The sequence below is a fragment of the Streptomyces sp. NPDC107498 genome (genome assembly GCF_055582805.1).
The window spans coordinates 395,873-412,199 of sequence record NZ_JBVJPE010000004.1; the positions used below are offsets into that span (position 1 = coordinate 395,873).

General features: G+C 71.9%; 15 protein-coding genes and 1 pseudogene. 6 read left to right on the forward strand and 10 right to left on the reverse strand.

The window, feature by feature from the left end:
• The first annotated feature begins 14 nt into the window (after window positions 1–14).
• Entirely contained in the window at window positions 15–1,103 is a 1,089-nt protein-coding gene (locus ACZ66Z_RS10045) for a Gfo/Idh/MocA family oxidoreductase (protein ID WP_469933494.1), read from the forward strand.
• Entirely contained in the window at window positions 1,100–1,576 is a 477-nt protein-coding gene (locus ACZ66Z_RS10050; RefSeq protein WP_469933495.1) for a heme-degrading domain-containing protein, read from the forward strand. Before ACZ66Z_RS10045 ends, ACZ66Z_RS10050 begins: the two co-directional genes overlap by 4 nt.
• Before the next feature lie 72 nt (window positions 1,577–1,648).
• Here the strand turns inward: ACZ66Z_RS10050 and ACZ66Z_RS10055 are convergent, their stop codons facing one another.
• The 4 genes from ACZ66Z_RS10055 to ACZ66Z_RS10070 all read right to left on the reverse strand — a co-directional run bounded on the left by ACZ66Z_RS10055 (window position 1,649) and on the right by ACZ66Z_RS10070 (window position 4,382).
• Window positions 1,649–2,506 carry a fumarylacetoacetate hydrolase family protein gene (locus ACZ66Z_RS10055; RefSeq protein WP_469933496.1) on the reverse strand — a complete coding sequence of 286 codons (858 nt, stop codon included), beginning with the start codon at window positions 2,504–2,506 and terminating at the stop codon, window positions 1,649–1,651.
• 137 nt (window positions 2,507–2,643) lie between these two features.
• A complete protein-coding gene (locus ACZ66Z_RS10060) occupies window positions 2,644–3,363 on the reverse strand; it encodes a YidC/Oxa1 family membrane protein insertase (RefSeq protein ID WP_469933497.1) in 720 nt (239 codons plus the stop codon).
• An 86-nt stretch (window positions 3,364–3,449) separates the two neighbouring features.
• Window positions 3,450–3,746 carry a DUF6412 domain-containing protein gene (locus ACZ66Z_RS10065; RefSeq protein WP_469933498.1) on the reverse strand — a complete coding sequence of 99 codons (297 nt, stop codon included), beginning with the start codon at window positions 3,744–3,746 and terminating at the stop codon, window positions 3,450–3,452.
• Window positions 3,747–3,851: 105 nt separating this feature from the next.
• On the reverse strand, window positions 3,852–4,382 hold the full coding sequence (locus tag ACZ66Z_RS10070) for a winged helix-turn-helix transcriptional regulator (RefSeq protein WP_469933499.1): 531 nt from the start codon (window positions 4,380–4,382) through the stop codon (window positions 3,852–3,854).
• A 91-nt stretch (window positions 4,383–4,473) separates the two neighbouring features.
• On the opposite strand from ACZ66Z_RS10070, the gene ACZ66Z_RS10075 reads away from it, so the two are divergent.
• Complete coding sequence (locus tag ACZ66Z_RS10075) at window positions 4,474–5,841, forward strand: MFS transporter (protein WP_469933500.1); 1,368 nt, start codon at window positions 4,474–4,476, stop codon at window positions 5,839–5,841.
• On the opposite strand, the gene ACZ66Z_RS10080 is transcribed toward ACZ66Z_RS10075, so the two are convergent.
• Window positions 5,842–6,651: a class E sortase gene (locus tag ACZ66Z_RS10080; RefSeq protein WP_469933501.1), complete on the reverse strand. Its 810-nt coding sequence runs from the start codon at window positions 6,649–6,651 to the stop codon at window positions 5,842–5,844. It abuts the gene before it with no gap.
• Between the two features lie 63 nt (window positions 6,652–6,714).
• Between ACZ66Z_RS10080 and ACZ66Z_RS10085 the strand changes: the two genes are divergently transcribed.
• Both ACZ66Z_RS10085 and ACZ66Z_RS10090 read left to right on the forward strand, forming a co-directional pair.
• Window positions 6,715–7,716, forward strand: a complete 1,002-nt coding sequence (locus ACZ66Z_RS10085; protein ID WP_469933502.1) for an SEC-C domain-containing protein — start codon at window positions 6,715–6,717, stop codon at window positions 7,714–7,716.
• A 91-nt stretch (window positions 7,717–7,807) separates the two neighbouring features.
• Window positions 7,808–10,945 (forward strand): DEAD/DEAH box helicase, encoded by a 3,138-nt coding sequence (locus ACZ66Z_RS10090; protein ID WP_469933503.1) that lies wholly within the window; start codon window positions 7,808–7,810, stop codon window positions 10,943–10,945.
• A 21-nt stretch (window positions 10,946–10,966) separates the two neighbouring features.
• Here the strand turns inward: ACZ66Z_RS10090 and ACZ66Z_RS10095 are convergent, their stop codons facing one another.
• Window positions 10,967–11,680: an aspartate/glutamate racemase family protein gene (locus ACZ66Z_RS10095; protein WP_469933504.1), complete on the reverse strand. Its 714-nt coding sequence runs from the start codon at window positions 11,678–11,680 to the stop codon at window positions 10,967–10,969.
• Between the two features lie 178 nt (window positions 11,681–11,858).
• On the opposite strand from ACZ66Z_RS10095, the gene ACZ66Z_RS10100 reads away from it, so the two are divergent.
• On the forward strand, window positions 11,859–12,161 hold the full coding sequence (locus ACZ66Z_RS10100; protein WP_469933505.1) for a hypothetical protein: 303 nt from the start codon (window positions 11,859–11,861) through the stop codon (window positions 12,159–12,161).
• A 103-nt stretch (window positions 12,162–12,264) separates the two neighbouring features.
• Here the strand turns inward: ACZ66Z_RS10100 and ACZ66Z_RS10105 are convergent.
• From ACZ66Z_RS10105 to ACZ66Z_RS10120, 4 genes and pseudogenes are all read right to left on the reverse strand, one after another.
• Window positions 12,265–13,533, reverse strand: a pseudogene (locus ACZ66Z_RS10105) (DUF445 domain-containing protein); the annotation flags it as partial.
• 12 nt (window positions 13,534–13,545) lie between these two features.
• Window positions 13,546–14,526, reverse strand: coding sequence for an ABC transporter ATP-binding protein (locus ACZ66Z_RS10110; protein WP_469933506.1), 981 nt, complete (start codon window positions 14,524–14,526; stop codon window positions 13,546–13,548).
• 6 nt (window positions 14,527–14,532) lie between these two features.
• Window positions 14,533–15,309, reverse strand: coding sequence for an ABC transporter permease (locus tag ACZ66Z_RS10115; protein WP_469933567.1), 777 nt, complete (start codon window positions 15,307–15,309; stop codon window positions 14,533–14,535).
• 88 nt (window positions 15,310–15,397) lie between these two features.
• A complete protein-coding gene (locus ACZ66Z_RS10120; protein ID WP_469933568.1) occupies window positions 15,398–16,198 on the reverse strand; it encodes an ABC transporter permease in 801 nt (266 codons plus the stop codon).
• Between the last annotated feature and the right edge of the window lie 129 nt (window positions 16,199–16,327).

A 16,327-nucleotide genomic window follows, 5' to 3' on the forward strand; every position in this document is an offset into this window, starting at 1 on the left:
CTTAAGTGGGAGGCATGACTGGCACCGACCCCCGCACCCCGCTCCGCGTCGGACTCGTCGGCTACGGCCTCGCGGGCTCCGTCTTCCACGCCCCGCTGATCGCCGCCTCCGAGGACCTCGTCCTCGCCGCCGTCACCACCGGCAACCCCGAGCGGGCCGCCGAGGCCCGCGCCGCCCACCCCGGCGTCCGGGTCGCCGCCCGCCCCGAGGAGCTGTGGGAGCGGGGGGCGGACGAGCTGGACCTGGTCGTCGTCGCCTCCCCCAACAAGACGCACGTCGCCGTCGCCACGGCCGCCCTGGAGGCCGGCCTCCCGGTGGTCGTCGACAAGCCGCTCGCCGGGACCGCCGCCGAGGCCCGCGCGCTCGCCGCCCTCGCCGAGGAGCGCGGCCTGCTGCTCTCGGTCTTCCAGAACCGCCGCTGGGACGGCGACTTCCGCACCCTGCGCCGACTCCTCGACGAGGACGCGCTCGGCGAGGTCCAGCGCTTCGAGTCCCGCTTCGAGCGGTGGCGTCCGCGCCCCAAGGGCGGCTGGCGCGAGTCGGGCGCGCCGGAGGAGATCGGCGGGCTCCTGTACGACCTGGGCAGCCACGTCGTCGACCAGGCCCTCGTCCTCTTCGGCCCGGTCGTCTCGGTGTACGCCGAGTCGGACGTGCGCCGTCCGGGCGCCGAGGCCGACGACGACACCTTCCTCGCGCTCACCCACGCGAACGGGGTCCGCTCCCACCTGTACGCGAGCGCCACCACCGCCCAGCTCGGCCCCCGCTTCCGGGTGCTCGGGCAGCGCGCGGGCTTCGTGAAGTACGGGCTCGACCCCCAGGAGGCCGCCCTCCGCGAGGGGCTGCGGCCGGAGCCGGGCGCCGTCTGGGGCGCCGAGCCCGAGGAGCTGTGGGGCCGGCTCGGCGCCGGCGAGTCGCCGCCGGCCGGCGGCGGCACCCCGGTGGAGACGCTGCCCGGCGACTACCCCGCGTACTACGCGGCCGTCGCCGCCGCCGTGCGCGGCACCGGCGAGAACCCGGTCACCGCGCACGAGGCGGCCGCCGCCCTCGACGTCCTGGAGGCGGCACGGCGGTCGGCCCGCGAGGGGATCGTGGTGAAGCCGTGACCGGGATCGCCGAACTGGAGGCCCAGGAGTCCCGTCTGACGCTGCCCCGGTTCACGTACGAGGACGCGTGGACGCTCGGCACCCTCCTCGTCGGCCTGGGCCGGGAGCGGAGGGCGCCCGTCGCGATCGACGTCCGGCGCGGGGCTCAGCAGCTGTTCCACTGCGCACTGCCGGGGTCCAGCGCGGACAACGACGCCTGGATCGACCGCAAGCGGCGGGTCGTCGAGCGGTACGGGGAGAGCTCGTTCCTGGTCGGGGCCCGTTTCCGGGCCAAGGGGACGACGTTCGAGGCGTCCTCGCGCCTCGACCCCGACCGGTACGCCGCCCACGGGGGTTCGTTCCCGATCGCGGTCGAGGGCGCGGGGGTGATCGGCTCGGTCACGGTCTCGGGCCTGCCGCAGGCCGAGGACCACGCCCTGGTCGTCGAGGCGCTGGAACGACTGCTCGGCTCGTACGCCGCGGGCGGGGCCTGACCGCGGCCGGAGCCGGGGGCGGGGCCTGACCCCGGCCATGGCCGGGGCGGCCGGCGCCCCGGCTCCACGGGATCAGGCGCCCTTGAGCTCCTGCCGCTGCCGGCCGAGGCCCTCGACCTCCAGCTCGACCACGTCGCCGGGGCGCAGGTACGGCTTGGGCTCCGGCTGGCCCATGGCGACGCCCGCGGGCGTGCCGGTGTTGATGACGTCGCCGGGGTACAGGGTCATGAACCGGCTGACGTACCGGACGACCTCCGCGACCGGGAAGATCTGGTCCGAGGTGTGGCCGTCCTGCTTGAGCTCGCCGTTGACCCACAGTTTCAGGCCGAGGTCCTGCGGGTCCGGCACCTCGTCGGCGGTGACGAGCCAGGGGCCGAGCGGGTTGAAGGTCTCGCAGTTCTTGCCCTTGTCCCAGGTGCCGCCGCGCTCGATCTGGAACTCGCGCTCGGAGACGTCGTGCGCGACGGCGTACCCGGCGACGTGCGCGAGGGCCTGCTCGTCGGTCTCCAGGTAGCGGGCGGTGCGACCGATCACGATCGCGAGCTCCACCTCCCAGTCGGTCTTCACCGAGCCGCGCGGTACGAGCACGGTGTCGTCCGGACCGACGACGGTGTCGGCGGCCTTGAGGAAGACGACGGGCTCGGCGGGAGTGGCCTGGCCGGTCTCGGCGGCGTGCCCGTGGTAGTTCAGCCCGATGCACACGACCTTGCCGATGCGGCCGACCGGCGGGCCGACGCGCAGCCCTGTGGCGTCGAGCGCGGGCAGCACGCCGGCGCCGGCGGCGCCCCGGATGCGATCGAGGGCGGAGGCGTCGGCGAGCAGACCGCCGTCGATGTCGTCGACGAGGGCGGACAGGTCGCGGAGGGTTCCGTCCTGGTCGAGCAGGGCGGGACGCTCGGCCCCCGGCGGGCCGACACGCAGCAGCTTCATGGTCTTCTCCCTGTGGTCGAGGGGGGCCCGGGAAGGACCCTGAGGTGCCCCGGCCGATGGAGTGCGGCCATCGGAGGATTGGTCGATCCTCCAAGACATCGGGTCACTCGGCAAGACCCCGTTCACACACTGGACCCTTACGCGGGAGTAACCAGGGCCGCCTGCGGCGCGTCACGGTAGAGGAAGGCCCGCTCGACGGCGGCCCAGGTGGTGCTGGTGACGATGTAGAGGGCGGCGGCCAGCGGCACGACGGCGACCGAGATCAGGGTCGCGAAGGAGAGCAGCGGCATGTACCGGGCCAGGCCCGCGGCCATCCCGGCGCCCGGCTGCCCGGGCTCGACCGTGACCGGCACGGGCTGCCGCTTGGCCCGGAGGTAGTTGTACGTGGCGACGGCGGCGACGATCGCGAAGAGCGCGAGGTAGACCAGGCCGGCCGGGCCGAGGGGTCCGCCGTGGGCGAGGGCGTCGGCGTAGTGGTCGCCGAGCGGGGCGGCGAAGAGGTCGTGGTCGGCCATCCGTCCGCTGGAGAAGAGGTGGTACATCAGGAAGAAGGCGGGCGCCTGGAGCAGGCTGGGCAGGCAGCCGGCGAGCGGCGAGACCTTCTCCCGGGCGTGCAGCTCCAAGATCGCCTTCTGCAGGCGCTCGGGATTCTTGGCGTGCTTCTTCCGGAGGGCGGCGAGCTGCGGGGCAAGCCGGGTGCGGGCCTTCTGCCCGCGGGCGGCGGCCCGGGAGAGCGGGTGGACGGCGAGCCGTACGAGCAGGGTGAAGAGGACGATCGCGGCGGCCGTGGCGGTGGTGGCGAAGAGCGGCTGGAGCAGGTCGGCGAGCCGCTCGACCAGGGAAGCGAAGACGTTCAAGGGAGCCCTCCGTGGGGTCTCGTCGTGCCGGGAGCAGGAGAATTCGGCATGACGGATCCGCGGAAGGTGCTTGCTGTACGGGCTCCCTACGCGGCCGTCGGGAGGGGACGGCCGGGAGCGCGGGGTCTGCGACGGCCGGCGGCGTCGGGGTCCCGCTGGGGCAGGAAGGCGGTGCGCCGCTCGCGGTCGCGGATGGCGGTGCGCACGGCGGTGGGCGGTACGGCGGGGGCCGTACGGGCGCCGAGGAGGGCGAGGACGACACCGGTCGCGGCGAGGGCGACGGCGGTGGAGAGGCCCGCGCCGTCGGAGAGGAGCAGGTCGGCGAGGGCGAGCAGGAAGAACAGGGGCGCCACGATGCGCAGGACCAGGGCCCTGATCGTCATCCCGTCACCTCCTCGTCTCGGTCGTCCGACGGTGAGGACGCACGACGGGGCCGGGAAGTTCCCTCGGGGTGCACCGTTCTCCCGGGAACTCGGAAAATCGGGAACTCAGGGGCTCACGTGCTCCAGGGGGACGAGGAGGCGGCGGGGCCGCAGGAGGGCGCGGCTGACGGGATCGGCGGGGTCGGGGTCGAGCCCGGCGCCGGGCCGCATCTCGACGTCGGCGAGCGGCACGGGGAGGCCGCAGGAGGGGCATTCGCCGTACGGGCCGAGTTCGGTGCCGCAGTCGGCGTGGTGGAAGTGGCGCAGCGGTGCGGCTCCGGGGACCTCGGCCCGGCCCCAGGTGGCGAGCGAGCGCAGGACGGGCCAGAGGGCGAGGCCGCGTTCGGTGAGCACGTACTCGTCGCGCGGGGGCGATTCCCGGTAGCGCCGCCGGTCGAGGACGCCGGCCTCGACGAGGGCCTGGAGGCGGGCGGCGAGGACGGCGCGGGGGACGCCGAGGTGGACGAGGAAGTCGTTGTAGCGCCGGACGCCGTAGAAGGCGTCGCGGACGACGAGCAGGGTCCAGCGTTCGCCGATGACCTCCAGGGCGCGGGCGATGGAGCACTGCTGCCGGGCGTAGTCCTTGCCGAGAGCCATGGGACCCATCGTACGCACAAAGGGTTCGGTGAACGAACCTTGGTGCTACCTTAAGGTTCAGTCACCGAACCTACAGGTGGAGGTCTCCGCCATGCCCCCGCTCACCGCCACGGCCCCGGCCGGGACCGCCCCCCGTGCCGGCCGCCCCGGCGCCACCCTCGCCGTCACGGCCGCCGCCACCTCGGTCGCACTGATGAACTACACGGCGCCGATGCTGACCCTCCCCGACATGGCCGCCGCCTTCGGGACGACGGCCTCGGCGCAGGCCTGGCTGCTCAACGGCACCCCGCTCGGCCTCGCCGTCCTCCTCCTGGTGGCCGGCAGCCTCGCCGACGCGCACGGGCGGCGCCGGGTCTTCCTCCTCGGCACCCTCGCCCTCGGCCTCACCACCGCGCTCGGCGCCCTCACCGGCTCGACGCTCGCCTTCACCCTGGCCCGGATCGCCCAGGGCGCGGCGAGCGCGGCCGTCCTGGCGGGCAGCCTGGGCCTCCTCGCCCACGCGTACCCGGCGGGCCGGGACCGGATCAGGGCCACCGGGATCTGGGGCGCCTCGGTGAGCGCCGGCATCGCGCTGGGCCCGCTCCTCGCGGGCGCGCTGAGCCTGGTCGACTGGCGGCTGGCGTACGGAACGCTGGGGGCGGCGGCCCTGGTGATCGCGGCGGCGGGGACACGGACACCGGCGGACGACGGGGCGCGGGAGACGGAGGCGGCACGCCCCGACGTCGCGGGAGCGGCCACCCTCGGCCTCGCGATGTCGGCGCTGCTCACCGCCCTCACGCTCGGCCGGGACGGCTGGCTGCGGGTCCCGGTGGGCCTGCTGCTCCTCGCGGCCGCCGCCCTGACGGCGCTGTTCGTGGCGGTCGAGCACCGGAGCCGGGCGCCCATGGTGGACCTGACGCTGCTGCGACGGCCCGCGTTCCTGGCGTCGACGCTGGGGGCGCTGTTCACGGGCCTGGCGGTGATCGGCCTGTTCAGCGTGGTGCCGGCGCTGCTGCAGGGCGGGGCCGGCATGTCGCCGCTGGGCGCGGCGTGGCTCTTCCTCCTCTGGTCGGGCACGGCGTTCGTGGCGGCGCTGCAGGCGCGCCGGCTGACGGGCCGGCTCTCCGCCGCACACCAACTGGCCCTGGGCTTCGCGCTGTCGACGGCGGGAATCCTCGGCCTCCTCGGCGGCCTGGAGGGCCCCTGGCCGCGACTCGTCCCCGGTCTCCTCCTGGCGGGCGCGGGCAGCGGCCTCCTGAACGCCGCCCTGCCCCGGCTCGCGGTCGACTCCGTGCCTCCGGAGCGGGCGGCGATGGGCTCGGGCGCCAACAACACCGCCCGCTACATCGGCTCCTCGGCCGGGGTGGCCCTGACGCTGGCGCTGGTGACGACGGGCCCGGACACGGCGCTCCTCGTCTCGGCGGCCCTGGCGCTGGCGGGCGCGGTCCTCACGCTCGTCCTGGGCCGGGGGCGAGCGTGATCACCCGGCCGGCACCAGCTTCGCCCAGACGACGAGCCGGTAGGAGCTGCTGAACTCGGGGGTGCAGGTGGTGAGGGTGAGATAGGCGCCGGGGGCGCCGTACCCGTACGAAGGCCTCACGAGGGACCGGGGGACGTCCCGGATGACCCCGACATCACGCGGAGAGGTGGCGGGCAGCACGAGGTCCACGCGATAGACGAAGGTGCGCGCCCGCGTGCGCACGAGGATCCGGTCCCCGGCCCCGAGCCGGTCGAGGTGCCGAAAGGGCTCGCCGTGGGTGTTCCGGTGCCCGGCGAGGGCGAAGTTCCCGAGGTGCCCGGGGCCGGCGGTGCCGGGATAGTGCCCGACGTACCCCTTGTCGAGGACGGACCGCTTGGAGACGCCTTCGGCGACGGGGACGGTGAGCCCGAGCCGGGGGACACGGAGGACGGCGAAGGCGGCGGAGGACCGGGACGGGGTCGCGGAAGCCGGGGGCGCGGCCCTCGAAGCCCCGGACGCAGGGGCCCCACCGCCCCCCTCCACGGCACTGCCGGCGCTGTCGGTGCTGTCGGCCGACGCACCGGGAGCATCGCCCCCGGGAGGGGCCGGGGGAGAGACATCCCACTCCCGCTCCAGGACGCGCACCTGGTCGAGGGCCTCGGCGCGGGCCTCCCGATTGGTCCACCAGAGCTGATGGACGACGAGGAGCAGGATGAGAACCCCGCAGGTGACGGCGGTCTCGGCGGCCAGCCACAGCGCGCGTGCGCCCGTACGGGACCGTCCTCGCCCCTGGACGACGACCGGCACCCGCTCCCGCTGCGTGACGCGCACGCGGGGCACGATAAGCGCTGGGGCGCCAACTCTCCAGGCCCGTACAGCAGTACGGTGGAGGGCATGCGCCCAGACACGCCTGCCGCCCACACCACCGAAGCCGAGCGTCTGCTGCGCACGGCAGCGCAGTACCCCGGAGACCGGGAACCCCTGCACCTCCGGGCCGCGGCCCATCGCGAGCTGGCGGGAGACCGCCCGGGCGCGACGGCCCTCTACGACGAGCTCCTCGCCGGGGAGCCGGCGAACCCCCACCTGATCAGGGCGCTGAAGGCGGCGAACCTGTGGGAGTACGGCCACGAGGCCGAGGCCCGGGCGATCATCGACGGCATCCGGCGGACGAGGCCGTCGGACGCGGCGGCGTGGGAGATCACGGCGGAGACGCTGGAGGCGCACGACGAGCTGGAGGCGGCGGAGTCGACGCTCACGGAAGCGGCGACCCTCCTGATCGCGTCCCCGTCGGAGGACCTCCCCCACGCCATCCGCTCCCTGATCACCACCCGGCACCGGATCCGCCGGATGCTGGCGCTGGAGCACGACGCCTGGGACGACCTGGCGGACCGCCTGCACACGGCGGCGGTCCCGCTGGACGAACTCCACGACCCGAAGCGCCTGTGGTCGCTCGGCTCCTCGGACCCGGCGGAGCTCCAGGCGGAGATCGCCCGCCTCCGCTCGGAACTGGGCACGTACCGCACGGCCCTCTCCCGCCCCTTCCCGGTCGCGGTCCTCCACTGGCCGGAACCGGAACTGGACGAGCTCCTGGCGGCCTACCCGGAGCTGGAGGCCGAGTACCCCACGTACCGCGCCCACCTGACGGACATCGAGGCCTCCCTCCGCGAACTGTCCCAGGCGGGCACCCCGAACCTGGGCATCGTCCGCGCCACGGTCCCCTCCTACGAAGCCTTCGCCGCCTCGGAATCCACCCACCCCTCGAACGCCGACCTCCTCCCCCAGTACGCCACCACCCTGGCGGCCCGGGGCCTCGCAACGGCCTGGCCACCGCTCCGGGGGGCGGAATGCTGGTGCGGATCGGGACGGACTTATGGGGGGTGCCACGGGGCGGAGTGATCAGCTCGCCAGCCATCGGAGTCGCGCATCACCGGGTGTGTGTCGGTGACGCCTGGTACCAATGGTGCGGTTGATCAGGGAGGGGAAAACGATGAGCGGGTTGTCGGACTCCAGCGGACCGGTTTCGGGGCTCTACGAGCAGTTGATAACCCTGCGACTCGAAGCACAGCTCAAGGAGCTCGCGGAGCGTGGTCGGCATGCGATCGACGATGTCGTCGGCCCCGAGTCCTCCCCTCGCGTCCTTGCGAAGCACGTGTCCGATACGGTGCGCCGCATCCTGGAGCAGCTTCCCGCCTCCGAACACGTCCATGCGGCCAACCACATCCTCGAATCGATGAACACCATCGAAGGCGCCCGCGAATGGGTCGAGCTCGTCGCCGATGGCCCACGCCAGCTCCTTGCAGTCGCGGAGCAGGAAGCCCAAGGCGTCTATCGAATCCGACCTGCGACCCCGCTGGCGGAGGCCGCCCTTCTCACCAATGCGCCGGAAGACCCCAGCCTCGGGTTCGAATTGCGGGCAGAGTTGGCCACGGCTGACCGGGTGGACCTCCTCTGCGCCTTCGTGAAGTGGCATGGTCTGCGGGTCATAGAGCAGTCGCTTGAAGCAGCTCACGCACGGGGTGTTCCGATCCGGGTCATCACGACGACCTACATCGGGGCAACCGAGCGGCAGGCCCTTGACCGGCTCGTGCAGCGCTTCAACGCCGAGGTGAAGGTCAATTACGAGCTCCGCTCGACCCGCCTCCATGCCAAGGCATGGCTGTTCCGCCGAGACAGCGGATACGACACGGCGTACGTCGGCAGCTCCAACCTGTCGAAGGCGGCGCTCCTCGACGGACTGGAGTGGAACGTTCGTCTCTCATCCGTGGCAACACCGGACGCGGTCCGCAAGTTCGAGGCGACCTTCGACGCCTACTGGAGTGACCCCGCCTTCGAGACGTACGACCCCGATCGCGACGCCGCGCGACTCAGCGAAGCACTCCGGGTGGCCGGCCACGGCAAGGGCGCGGCAACGGATCAGCCGATCACGCTCTCAGGTCTGGAAGTACGGCCGTACGCGCACCAGCGGGACATGCTGGAACGCCTTCAGGTCGAGCGCGAGGTCCACGACCGGCACCGGAACCTCCTCGTCGCGGCCACCGGCACGGGAAAGACCGTCATGGCCGCGCTCGACTACAAGCAACTGCGACAGCAGCACGGCCGCGACCTGCGCCTGCTGTTCGTCGCTCACCGGCAGGAGATCCTGCGCCAGTCCCTGCGCACGTACCAGGACGTGCTCGTGGACGCCAACTTCGGCGAAGAGCTGCACAGCGGACTCGAGCCCGCCCGTTGGCAGCACGTCTTCGCGAGCGTGCAGTCACTGAAGTCGCAGCGGCTGGAGCAACTGCCGCCTGACCACTTCGACGTCATCGTCATTGACGAGTTCCACCACGGGGTCTCTTCAACGTATCGAAAAATCATCGACCACTTCCGTCCCGTGGAGTTCCTGGGACTCACCGCGACTCCGGAACGCATGGACGGCCGCAACGTCCAGGACGAGTTCTTCGACGGACGCATCGCTGCGGAGATGCGACTGTGGGAGGCGCTGGAGAACGACCTCCTGAGCCCGTTCCACTACTTCGGAATCACCGACACCACTGACATGAGCGCGGTTGCGTGGAAGCGCGGTGCCTACGACTCGGCTGCGCTCAGCGATCTGTTCACGGGCAATGACGCCCGAGCGCGACTCGTCGTTCAGGCGGTACGGGACAAGGTGGCCGACCCGGGCGCCATGCGTGCTCTGGGATTCTGCGTCTCCGTCGCCCATGCCACCTTCATGGCAGAGTTCTTCCGGCGTGCCGGCCTCAAGGCGGTCGCACTGTCCGGCGAGACGCCCCAGGAGGACCGAAAGTCCGCTTTGGCCGCTCTGCGTGCCGGCGAGATCCAACTGATCTTCTCGGTGGACCTCTTCAATGAAGGCCTGGACATTCCGGACGTTGACACCCTCCTCCTGCTGCGTCCGACCTCCAGCGCGACGGTCTTCCTGCAGCAGCTGGGCCGCGGGCTCCGACGCACGCAGGACAAAGCGGTTCTCACGGTCTTGGACTTCATCGGGCAGCACCGCAAGGAGTTCCGCTTCGAAGAGCAGTTCCGCGCGCTGACCAACCTGACGCGGAACCGTCTCCTCGCCAACATCGAGCACGACTTCCCCCAGCTGCCGTCCGGCTGTCAGATCATCCTTGAGTCGAAGGCCAAGGAACTGATCATCGACAACATCCGCAGCCAGATCAGCGTCAACGTCACGCAACTGGCTCGCGAGGTAGGTCAGTACGGGGAGACCCGGCTCGCGGAATACCTCGTCGAGAGTGGACGTGAGCTCAAGGAGATCTATCGGGGCGGCAACTCCTGGACCGGCCTCCTTCGCCGTTCGCGCTTGCTCCCCAGCGTCGGCCCCGAAGGCGAAGAAACGCTCCTGAAGCGTGTATCCGCGCTCCTGCACGCCGACGACCCCCGGCGAGTCGCCGCCTACACGAAGCTCCTTGCGGATGACACCCCTTCCTACGATGAACTCACCGAGATCGAGCGCGCATACGCCCGCATGTTCTACTTCTCGCTGTGGCCCTTGGGGGGTGGCTTCTCCCACTACCAGGAGGCACTGGACTCGCTACGTCCGCAACACGCCTTCCGTGATGAACTTCGTCAGGTCTTGGGCTACGCCCTCGACCGGACCGATCACGTCCCGGTCCCGCTTCTCGGCCCCCTCGCCGACCTTCCCCTGACGATCCACACCTCCTACAGCCGGGAAGAAATCCTTCCCGCCCTTGGGCAATCGTTTATTGGCGGCTTCATGCCGGGCCACTTCCGTGAGGGGGTCAAGTGGTGCGAGGACATCCAGACGGACGCCCTGCTGATCACGCTGGAGAAGGACGAGAAGGACTTCTCCCCACAGACCCGCTACCGCGACTACGCACTGAATGACAGGCGCTTCCACTGGGAGTCCCAGAACCAGACCTCGGAGGCGTCCCCCACGGGCATCCGTTACCAAACCCACAAGAAGAACGGTTCCCACGTCCTCCTCTTCGTCCGCCGCTACAAGAAGACGGACATCGGCGGCCCTCAGCCGTGGATGCTCCTGGGACCGGCCGAATACGTCGAGCACGAGGGAAGCAAGCCCATGGGGATCACCTGGAACCTGCGCCACGAAATCCCCGCCGACGTCTGGACTTACTCTGCCATCGCAGTCGGATAGCGCGACGCAAGACATACGCGTTTACGCCCGTAGCGGCAGCGTCTCGCCGGAGAGGGCAGTCCGTACGGCGGCCGCGGCGTGGAGGCGGGCGGTGGGGAAGATCGGGACGGGGCTGTCCTCGGCGCCGATCAGGAGCTCGATTTCGGTGCAGCCCAAGATGACGCCTTCCGCGCCGCCCGCGACCAGGTCCGTGATCACCTTCTGGTAGGCGGCGCGGGACTCCTCCCGCACGATGCCCAGGCAGAGCTCCTCGTAGATCACGCGGTGAACGATCGCGCGCCCGTCAGCGTCCGGGACGCGCACGTCGAGGCCCCCGGCCTCCAGGCGGCCTCGGTAGAAGTCCTGCTCCATGGTGAACGCGGTGCCCAGCAGGCCGACTCGGTGCAGGCCGGAGGCCCGTACGGCCTCCGCCGTCGCGTCGGCCAGGTGCAGCAGGGGGATCGAAACCGCCGCCTCGACCTGGTCGGCGACCTTGTGCATGGTGTTGGTGCAGATCAGCACCATGTCCGCGCCGGCCGCCTCAAGAGCCCGAGCAGCCACGGCCAGGATCTCGCCCGCCTCCGCCCAGCGGCCCTGGGCCTGCAACCGCTCGATCTCCGCGAAGTCCACCGAGTAGAGCACGCACCGCGCCGAGTGGAGGCCGCCGAGGCGTTCGCGCGTGAACTCGTTCAGCAGCCGGTAGTACTCCGCCGTCGACTCCCAGCTCATCCCACCGATCAACCCGATCGTCTTCATCGCCCCACCCCTTGCCTCGATAAGGAATCGAGCATGGCAGGCCCCCCTGCATAAGCCTCGCTTGGAGTCGGTCACTCACACGAGCGGCCCTCACCCACCGTGACGGCGCAGGCGCCTTCGGCCGACCGGCTCCCGTACGCTCGGAGGACGACCCCCCGTCGACCAGGAAGGCCCCGTCATGCCCCGCATCCCCTCCCCCGCCATAGCCGCCGCCGGGCTCGTGGGGGGGTACGCCGTCGCCCGGTGGACCAAGAAGCGACCCCTCGGGGGTGTCGTGCTCGCCGTGGCCGGCGGGGCGGCCGCGCGGGAGTGGCAGCGGGCGGGCGGGGTCAAGGCCTCCGTGGGGCTGACGAGCGCCTATGTCGCCGCCTTCGCCGGGTCCCACCCGCTCGCCAAGAAGATCGGTGCCTGGCCCGCCGTGTTCTCCGTCGCCGGGGGCGTGGCCGCCGCCTCCTGGGCCGTGACGCGCGGGAGGGACTGACCCGCCCCCGGGGCTGACGCGCGGAAGGGACTGACCGCCCCCGGGTCTGACGCTCAGGAGGGACTGGCCGCCGCCTCTGGGCCGTCACCCGAGGGAAGTAGCCTCAGCCCCCCACCGCCCGGCTCACCGTGTAGATCAGGAGCCCCGCCAGCGCGCCGACCACCGTGCCGTTGATGCGGATGAACTGGAGGTCGCGGCCGATGTTGGCCTCGATCTTGCGGGAGGTCTGGGTGGCGTCCCAGCCGGCGACCGTGTCGGTGATCAGGGACGTGATCTCGTGGCGGTACGTCGTGACGACGTACGCCGCCGCGTCCTCCGCCCAGCCCTCGACCTTCGCCTGGAGGCGGACGTCCGTCGCCAGGCGGGTGCCCAGGGAGATCAGGGACGCGCGGGCGCGGAGGCGGAGCTGGCTGTGGTCGTCCTCGGCCGCCGCGATGATCAGGGACCGGATCGACGACCAGGCCGAGGCGATGATGTCCTGGATCTCCGGACGGGCCAGGAGGTCGGCCTTCAGGCGTTCCACGCGGGCGCGGGTGTCCGTGTCCGCCTGGAGGTCGGCCGCGAAGTCGGCGAGGAAGCGGTCGATCGCGCCGCGCGCCGGGTGGCCCGGCATGTCGCGCATCTCCGTGACGAAGCGGAGGAGCTCCTTGTAGACCCGCTCGCCGATCCGGCGGTCCACGAAGCGCGGGGTCCAGCCCGGGGCGCCACCCTGGACCGCGTCCATCACCGAGTCGCCGTGCGTGACCAGCCAGTCGTGGGCCCGGGTGCAGATCAGGTCGACCGCCCTGCGGTGCGCCCCGTCGGCGACGATCCGCTCCAGGGTCTTGCCCAGGCCCGGGGCGATCTCCGCCGATTCGGCGCGGCGGGTGATCGCCTCCCCGACGACCGCCTGGACGTCCGCGTCCCGGAGCACCGTGAGCGCGCCCCGCAGGGCCGTCGCCGACTCCGCCGTCACCCGGTCCGCGTGCGCCGGGTCCGCCAGCCAGGTGCCCAGGCGGCTGCCGATGCCCAGGGCGTGGAGCCTGCCGCGCACGACGTCCGCCGAGAGGAAGTTCTCGCCCACGAACGTGCCCAGCGACGCGCCCAGCTGGTCCTTCTTCGTCGGGATGATCGCCGTGTGGGGGATGGGGAGTCCCAGGGGGCGCCGGAAGAGGGCGGTGACCGCGAACCAGTCCGCCAGGGCGCCGACCATGCCTGCCTCCGCCGCCGCCGCGACGTAGCCGGCCCAGGCCCCCCAGCCCTCGTTGCGCGCCCACGTCGCCAGGCCGTAGATCACGGCCACGGTGAGCAACAGGGACGTGGCCAGCGTCTTCATGCGGCGGACGCCCCTGCTCTTCTCCTCGTCCGCTGCCGTGTACGAGAAACTCACCATCGACTCGACCTCCTACATCAGGGACTCCCGGCGCTCGTCCCGAGTTCCCCCGTACATCTTCGCGATCACCGCCTCGATGTCCGGCTCCCGCACCGAGAGGTCGAGGAGCGGATGTCTCGCCGCGACCGCCGCCACCAGGGGCGCCGCCGAGGCCGAGGAGGGGAACGCCAGCCACTGACGCGGTCCCTCGGCCCGGACGAACCGGGCTCCCGGCACGTCCGTGATCGGGGGCAGCTCGCGCTCCAGGTCCACCACCAGGAGCCGTTCGCCCTCGCCCACCGCGTGCAGGCCGGCCAGTTCGCCGTCGTACACCAGCCGCCCGTGGTCGATCACCATCACCCGCGAGCAGAGCTGTTCTATGTCCGTCAGGTCGTGCGTGGTCAGCAGGACCGTGGTGCCGCGGGTGGCGTTCAGGTCGCGGAGGAACTCCCTCACCCTCGCCTTCGAGACCACGTCCAGGCCGATCGTCGGCTCGTCCAGGTACAGCACCTCGGGGTCGTGCAGCAGCGCCGCCGCGATGTCGCCGCGCATCCGCTGGCCGAGGGAGAGCTGTCGTACCGGCACGTCGAGGAGGTCGCCCAGGTCGAGGAGGTCCACGCAGCGGGCGAGGTTCTCCTCGTAGCGGGCGTCGGGGATGCGGTACATGCGGTGCGTCAGCCGGTACGAGTCCTTCAGCGGCAGGTCCCACCAGAGGGTCGTGCGCTGGCCGAAGACCACGCCGATCCGCCGGGCGAGCCGGGTGCGCTCCCGCGCCGGGTCGATGCCCGCGACCCGGAGCCGGCCGCCGCTGGGGGTGAGGATGCCGGTGAGCATCTTGACGGTGGTCGACTTCCCGGCGCCGTTCGGGCCGATGTAGCCGACCACCTCCCCGCGCTCCACCGTGAAGGAGATGCCGTCGACCGCCCTGACCTCCTTCTTCTCACGGCGGAGCAGGCCGGCCTTCCGGCGGACCGTGAAGGTCTTCTCCAGGGCGTCGAGCTCGATGAAGGGCATGGGCGTTCAGCTTCCCGTCGATCGGTACGAACGGACTCCGGCGCGCCACGCGAGGCCCGCGACCCCGCAGCAGACCGCCGCCACCAGGGGCGACGCGAACGCCCCCCACTCCGGCACCCCCGCCGGGGCCAGCCGCCCCAGCACGTACAGCGCGGGCAGCCAGCTCACGAACGCCAGCGGTACGACGTACACGACGCCCCGCACCAGCTCCTGCGCGAAGATCGTCGGCGGGTACTGGAGGAGGGTGTTGCCGCCGTACGTGAAGGAGTTCGTGACCTCCGCCGCCTCCTGCATCCAGAACAGCGTCGCCGCCCCCGTCACCATCACCGCGCCGAAGATCACCGCCCCGCACACCACCGTCACCGGCAGCAGCAGCGCCTTCAGCGGCGTCCACTCCACGTCGAGCAGCAGCAGTCCCCACACCAGGACCATCAGGCCCTGCGCGACCCTGCCGAACCGCCGCGGCGCGAACTTGTCCGCCGCGATCTGCGCGAGCAGCGGCGCCGGACGCATCAGGAAGGTGTCGAGCGAGCCGTCCCTGATCCGCCTCCCCATCCGCTGGAGCGAGCCCATGGTCAGGTCGGCGATCCCGAAGGACGTGCCGGCCGTCCCGTACAGGAGGGCGACCTCCGCGAACGAGAAGCCGCCCAGGCCCCGCACCTGACCGAACATCAGGAGGATGACGACGAAGTCGAAGAAGGTGACGCAGAAGCTCGTGACGAGGGTCAGGGCGAAGGAGGAGCGGTACGCCATCGTGGAGCGGATCCACATGCCCGCCACCATCCGGTACGTGCGCCAGGAGCCGCCCAGGAGCCCCGGCTCCCGGTACGTGCGCCAGGAGTCGCCCGCTCCCCGGTCCGTACGGGCCGTCTCACCCACCCTGCACCACCACCTTCCGCGTCGCCGCCGTCTGCGCGATCCGGCCCGCGCCGAGCAGGACCAGCGCCCAGCAGCCCTGGAAGGCGTACGCCCCCGCCAGTTCCCAGCCCTCGTACCTGCCCAGGTACACGTCGACCGGCACCTGGAGCAGCGACGCCCACGGCAGCAGCCGCGCGAGCTCGCCCAGCGTGCCCGGGAAGACGTTCAGCGGGAGCAGCATCCCCGAGAAGAACAGGCCCGCCAGCCAGGCCACCTGCACCACGCCCTGGCCGTCGAGCAGCCAGAACGCGCTCATCGCCACCAGGTACCAGATCGCGAAGCCGACCACCGAGCCCAGCGCCACCGCCGCCAGGAACGCGAGCCACGCGCCCGGCCCCGGGGGCAGGGTGAAGTCGAAGACGAGCGCGCCGATCGCCATCGGGGCGACGCCGCGGCCGAGCAGCTGGTAGGCGGAGCGGCCGGCGTTGGCCGAGAACCACCAGGCCTGGAGGTCGGCGGGGCGGTAGAGGTCGACGGCGATGTCACCGGTCCTGATCCGTTCGATCAGCTCGTCCTCGAAGCCGCCGCCCATCAGTCCGCAGACGGTGATCAGCGCCTGGCCGATCCAGACGTAGGCGAGGGCGTCGTCCATCGAGTAGCCGCCGAGTCGCGGCCGTTCGTCCCAGAGGGCGATGTAGGTGGAGGAGAGGACGAAACCGAAGACGGAGTTGGTGAAGACGCCCGCCGCCGTGGCCATGCGGTAGGCGGCGAAGCGCCGGAACCCGCCCGCGGCCACCATCGCGTACAGCCGCAGCATCCGTGTCCTTTCCGGCGCGCATGACGGGATTCCGTGAACGGGCTTCCGTGGACGGGGTTCCGTGACGAGGAGGGCGAAGCGCACGACCCTAGTGGCTCCGTCCGGCGCGCCGCGAGCGGTTTTCGC

Excerpts from the sequence above, each read along its gene's own strand:
- ACZ66Z_RS10045 (WP_469933494.1), top strand. The coding sequence starts at position 15 with ATGACTGGCACCGACCCCCGCACCCCGCTCCGCGTCGGACTCGTCGGC.
- ACZ66Z_RS10055 (WP_469933496.1), bottom strand. The coding sequence starts at position 2,506 with ATGAAGCTGCTGCGTGTCGGCCCGCCGGGGGCCGAGCGTCCCGCCCTG.
- ACZ66Z_RS10065 (WP_469933498.1), bottom strand. The coding sequence starts at position 3,746 with ATGACGATCAGGGCCCTGGTCCTGCGCATCGTGGCGCCCCTGTTCTTC.
- ACZ66Z_RS10070 (WP_469933499.1), bottom strand. The coding sequence starts at position 4,382 with ATGGCTCTCGGCAAGGACTACGCCCGGCAGCAGTGCTCCATCGCCCGC.
- ACZ66Z_RS10075 (WP_469933500.1), top strand. The coding sequence starts at position 4,474 with ATGCCCCCGCTCACCGCCACGGCCCCGGCCGGGACCGCCCCCCGTGCC.
- ACZ66Z_RS10085 (WP_469933502.1), top strand. The coding sequence starts at position 6,715 with ATGCGCCCAGACACGCCTGCCGCCCACACCACCGAAGCCGAGCGTCTG.
- ACZ66Z_RS10090 (WP_469933503.1), top strand. The coding sequence starts at position 7,808 with ATGAGCGGGTTGTCGGACTCCAGCGGACCGGTTTCGGGGCTCTACGAG.
- ACZ66Z_RS10095 (WP_469933504.1), bottom strand. The coding sequence starts at position 11,680 with ATGAAGACGATCGGGTTGATCGGTGGGATGAGCTGGGAGTCGACGGCG.
- ACZ66Z_RS10100 (WP_469933505.1), top strand. The coding sequence starts at position 11,859 with ATGCCCCGCATCCCCTCCCCCGCCATAGCCGCCGCCGGGCTCGTGGGG.
- ACZ66Z_RS10110 (WP_469933506.1), bottom strand. The coding sequence starts at position 14,526 with ATGCCCTTCATCGAGCTCGACGCCCTGGAGAAGACCTTCACGGTCCGC.
- ACZ66Z_RS10115 (WP_469933567.1), bottom strand. The coding sequence starts at position 15,309 with ATGGTGGCGGGCATGTGGATCCGCTCCACGATGGCGTACCGCTCCTCC.